This is a genomic window from Phenylobacterium sp., from assembly GCF_004799395.1.
In the GTDB taxonomy this organism is placed as follows: Bacteria; Pseudomonadota; Alphaproteobacteria; order Caulobacterales; family Caulobacteraceae; genus Phenylobacterium.
The window spans coordinates 1-4,955 of record NZ_SSMZ01000247.1 but is presented as its reverse complement, the minus strand read 5'-3'; the positions used below and the strand labels follow the sequence as shown (position 1 = coordinate 4,955).

The window sequence follows — 4,955 nt, the reverse complement described above, 5'->3', positions numbered from 1 at the left end:
CGACAGCTTTGAGGCGGCGACCCTGGCGTCGGTAGGCAGCACCTCAGGCGGCGACGGTTCCTGGCGCCTCAATGGGATGATCAACCTGCCGATCATCAAGGACCGCCTGGCGGTCCGCCTGACGCTCTATGACCGTCACGAGGGCGGCTGGATCGATGACCTGCCGCAATCCAACATCGCCCTGCCCCAGATCGACAAAAACAATTTGAACTGGGAGCACACGTCCGGCGGCCGCGGTTCGATCAGCTTTGAAGCGACCCCGAACTGGAACCTCACGGCGATCGCCTACGTCCAGCACATGCAGACGGGCAATAGCTCCGACATCTATCCGGCCTTCGCCACGCCCGACGACCGCTATGTCTCGAAGAGCTATGTCCGCACGCCGTGGGACGACACCTCGCAAATGTTCAATGTGATCTCGACCACCGAGCTCGGCTGGGCGACCGCGACGGTCACCGGCTCCTACCAGCACCGCGCCCTGGACCGGAACCTCGACACCACCCGGTTCCTGCTGGCGCAGTTCGGGTGCAACGAACTCACCTGGAACCAGACCTGCTTCGGCCCGTCGCTGGTTCCCGCCGTCGGCTATTCCCATGAAACCGTCGAGGCTTGGTCCGGCGAAGCGCGCCTCACGTCGAAGACGCCCGGGCCGTTCAAGTGGACGATCGGCGCCTTCATCCAGGACAGCACCACCAACCGCCTGAGCGACGTGGCGAAGGTCAACGCCGAGGGGTTCATCGCCTTCGATCCCGCCACGGGCCAGGCGGTCAACCAGCTCTTCTCGCGCACCAACCGCGACACCTTCGATCAGGAGGCCCTGTTCGGCGAAGGCTCCTACGATCTGACGGACCGCATCACCGCGACGGTGGGCCTTCGCTGGTTCGATTCCAAGCGGACCGACGCCCAGACGATCCTGCAGCAGTTCTTCCCCGGGCAGCCGACCGGCGTCGAACCCTTCCAGAGCTTCGGCCAGAACAAGGTCTTCCAGAAGTACGAGCTCTCATATCGACTGGGCCAAGCCGGCTTGGTCTATGCGGAAGCCGCGCAGGGCTTCCGGGCCGGCGGCCCCAATTTTCCGGGCGGCTTCACCGTTTCGGCGCCGCCCTACCAGGCGGACTCGGTGTGGGACTATGAGGCCGGCTGGAAGCTCTATCTGGCGAGCCAGCGCCTCTATTGGACGGGCGCGGTTTTCGACAACGAGTGGAGCAACCTCCAAGAACTCGTCCCGACCGCGCCCTTCAGCCACATCGCCAATGCCGGCAGCGCGCGGTCGGACGGGTTCGAGACCGCAGTGACCTACACGCCGCTCGAGGGCCTCACCCTGAGCGGCGGCGTCACCTACACCGACGCGCGGCTTGTGGGCCCGCAGCCCGCGCAGACCGATCCGACCTTGCAGCTGAGGTCCGGGGACCGCCTCGCCAATGTCCCGAAGTGGTCCGGCAATGCGAGCATCAGCTACAGTCGCCCGGTGGGAAGCTACATGGCCTCGGCCCGGCTCGACGGAATCTACCAGTCCAGCCGGCCCGACGTCGTGACGCCGCTGAGCCCGACCTACTTTGTTGTCGGAGCCTCGGCCCTGTTCGACCTCCATCTCGCCCTTGACAGCCGGAAGAACTGGCGCGTGACCGTGGACGTCACCAACCTTCTGGATCGCTACGCGCCGACGTCGGGCAAGTCCCTCGACTCGAACCTCGTGGAGACCGAGAGCGCCGCGCGTCCCCGGACCGTCAGCCTGGGTCTCGCCCTGACCTACTGACCGTAATCCCGGCCGCGCCGGCGGGCGCCCATTCAAAGGGAGAGGCTCTCCAGGAGAGCGGTGGCGCGGCGGACATCGGCGGTGGCGAAGCCCTCCGAGAACTTCGCCAGCACGCCGGTGATCACATCATGCGCCGCGTCGGGCTTGGCTTGACGTGCGTAGAGGTCAGCCAGACTGGTCGCGCCCCGTAGCTCCCAGGACAACGCGCCCTGCTGCCGCGCGCTGTCGATCGCGGCCGAGAACGCGTCCTCCGCGACGCCCTGGGCGGCGGCGCCGCCGATCCGCAGTGCGCGTTCGCCCTGGGCCCGCAAGATTTCGGGATTGCACCAGCCACAGAGCCGCCGCTCCGCGCGATCCGCCAGTTCGTCGTCCACGAAATCTCCGTCGAGCGTCGCGAGGAGTTCGATCTGCAGCTGTGTGGCCGGAACCACCGTCATGATATCCAGCGATGCTGTCCGGCTGTCGGGGATGGCCCTGGCGCGCTCGGCGATCGCGTGGAACCCCTGCCCGAGGCGATGGTATCGCTCGATGGTGTAGCGCTCCGTGTATTTGAGGAGCTCTGCGATCTGGACGTCAGCCTTCGCCATGTCGCCGGTCCAGAGTGCGATCGGACAGGCGCCGAGCCCAAGCGCCAGGCAGATCGCGAACGGACCATCAGCGTAGGCCATCGCCATGCATTCATCCATGACCTGAACCGCCTGCTCGGCGCGCCCTTCTATCCAGTGGCCGCGAGCGAGGATGATGCGCATCGAGACCCGCCGGTTGACCGACGCCTGGCTGTAGACCAGCGGGATGGTCAGGGCGGGGTGACGCAGGACGCGCTCGGCCAACGAGCGGGATCGCTCGAATTCGCCGACGAAATGGTAGACCTGAGCGGAGACCCGGTCGGCCAGGAGTATGGCCAACGGGTCGTCCGCCTCGCGGGCCCCGGCTGACAGGCCTGCGGCGCTCTTCACGGCCTCCTCGAGGTCACCGCTTTCCAGGTGATAAATCGCCTTGGCGAGCAGGTATTCGATCTTATAGCGCGCGCCCACGACCTTGGCGGCGACAGCGTCGGTGCGGGCGAGGACGGCGATCCGCGCCGCCTTGTCCACCGATGAATTCAGGTCCGTGATCGCGAGGGCTGTGAGCAGCCGCAATTCTGCGAGGTGATCTGGCGGGTCGAACGCCGCGAGCGCGCTGAGGGCCAGTTCGGCGCGGCGCCGGAACTCGCCGATCAGGGACAGCTGGAATCCGAATGGCAGGGAAACCGTTGTTATCGCGGCGCCAACCGCGAGGTCACCGACCTCCGAAAAACCCCAGTCCAACGCGGCCCGGACATCGTCGATCAGGTGCCCGTATTCGTCGAGCCACTGCGCCCGCGTCATGCGCTCCCAATCGTGCTCCGCCGCTGTGAGCAGCGCGCGATGGTGCTCGGCGTGGACTCGCGCGAGCGCCTGGGCCTGTCCGCTTTGGATCAATTTCTCCGTCGCGTAGGCGCGTGTGACATGCAGCAGCCGATAACGGATGGACGAGCCCGTGGTGTCGGTGGCGATCAGGGACTTCGCGGTGAGGGAAGCCACCGCGTCCACCACCTCGGGAACATTCCGCTCCGTCGCAGCGCCGACCGCGGCAGCCGACTCCAGCGAGAAGGGCCCGCGGAAGACCGAGAACCGGCAAAGGGTCTCGGCTTCGACGGGCGAGAGCAGCTCGTAACTCCAGTCCAGGGCGCCGCGGATGGACTGCTGGCGCGGCTGCCCGGTTCGGCTGCGCCCTGCGACCATCATCAACCGGTCGTCCAGCTCTCCGGCGAGCGTCCGCACCCCGAAGAGGTCCACCCGTGCGGCGACCAGCTCGAGCGCCAGCGGAAGGCCGTCGAGCCGTCGGCAGATGTCCGCGACCGCCGAGGCATCGGCGTCGGTGAACCCAAAGGTGTCGGACCCCGCCATCGCACGGGCGACGAAGAGTTTGACCGCGGGATAGGTCATGGCCACATCGGCCGTGAGGCCCGCGGAGGTCTCGGGGAAACCCAGTGGCTGGAGACGATGCAACGCCTCCGAGGCGACGAGGATCGGTTCGCGGCTCGTCGCCAGGAACCTCACCCCGCCGGCGCCCCTGAGGATCTCTTCCACGAGCCGTGCGACGGGATCGAGGACATGCTCGCAGTTGTCGAGCACGATCAGGATCGACTGCGCCTGCAGGTGGGTTACGAGACTGGCGATCGGATCGGCGGCGAGGACCGAGACGCCGAGGACGGTCGCCAGGGCCGCCGTGGGTCCAGTGTCGCCTTCGACGGCAGCAAGCTCGACGAATACGACACCCTGCTCGAACCGGGGTGCGAGCTGGTCGCCAACCGCCATCGCGACGGTGCTCTTGCCCACCCCGGCCGGCCCGACGATCGTCACCAGCCTGCGGAAGCCGAGCTGCTGGGCGACCGAGTCGATGGCCGCGTCGCGGCCGAAGATCTGGCTGGGCGCCTCAGGCCAGGAGACCGGCGTGGGCGCCTCGGCCGGCGGCGGCGCTTCGGCCGTCATGCGGGTCACAGGCACCGAGAACAGGTAGCCCTGACCAGATACATTGACGATGTAGCGCTCGCCCGCCGGTCCCTCTCCGAGCGCCTTGCGCAGGGCGCCGACGTGGACCCGAAGGTTGCTCTCCTCCACTAGCGAGTGTGGCCACACCAGGGCCATGAGCTCCCGCTTGGTGACGACCTCACCGGCGCGTTCGGACAGGGCGATAAGGATATCGATGGCGCGGCTGCCGAGCCGCACGCGGCGGTCGCCGAGCACCAGGGTGCGCTGCCCGCGGAATAGCTGAAACGGTCCGAAGACCAGGGTCTCTTCCTGCGGCCCGCGCGGGCCACCGAGCCCGGTCACAGCGACACAGACGATCGGGCGCCCCTAGCCTCAGAACCCGCCAGGCCTGCATTTCGAGTCGGCGCCGCAGACGTGGGGTCACGCCATGTGGGCGACGCTCGGTCTGCCGACTGCAAGATCTCCGCTCCCCTCAGGACCAGCCTGGTCCGTCGTTCTCTCCGACAATAGTTCCGGCGATCAGGGGACGAAGTCCCCCCCACGCGCGCGTAATCCTATACCCGGCTGTCCTCTCAAGCTTAGACTTTCCGGCCGGTCTTGCACTTTCCGCTCATGCATTTGCGAAGCTCGGCGAGGCGTGCCGAGCTCCGGACGAGCATCCCAAGTCAGGCTGCGGCTCGCCGGGT

2 protein-coding genes are annotated in these 4,955 nt (G+C 67.3%); one reads left to right on the top strand and one right to left on the bottom strand.

The genetic code is table 11. From position 1 onward, the window contains the following. A partial coding sequence (locus tag E8A12_RS15745; RefSeq protein WP_293370493.1) for a TonB-dependent receptor occupies positions 1–1,756 on the top strand: 1,756 nt, incomplete at its 5' end. Between the two features lie 32 nt (positions 1,757–1,788). Here E8A12_RS15745 and E8A12_RS15740 read toward each other — a convergent pair. Next, the gene (locus E8A12_RS15740) at positions 1,789–4,611 is read right to left on the bottom strand and encodes a winged helix-turn-helix domain-containing protein (RefSeq protein ID WP_293370491.1); all 2,823 of its coding nucleotides are present in this window, start codon (positions 4,609–4,611) and stop codon (positions 1,789–1,791) included. Positions 4,612–4,955 lie beyond the last annotated feature (344 nt).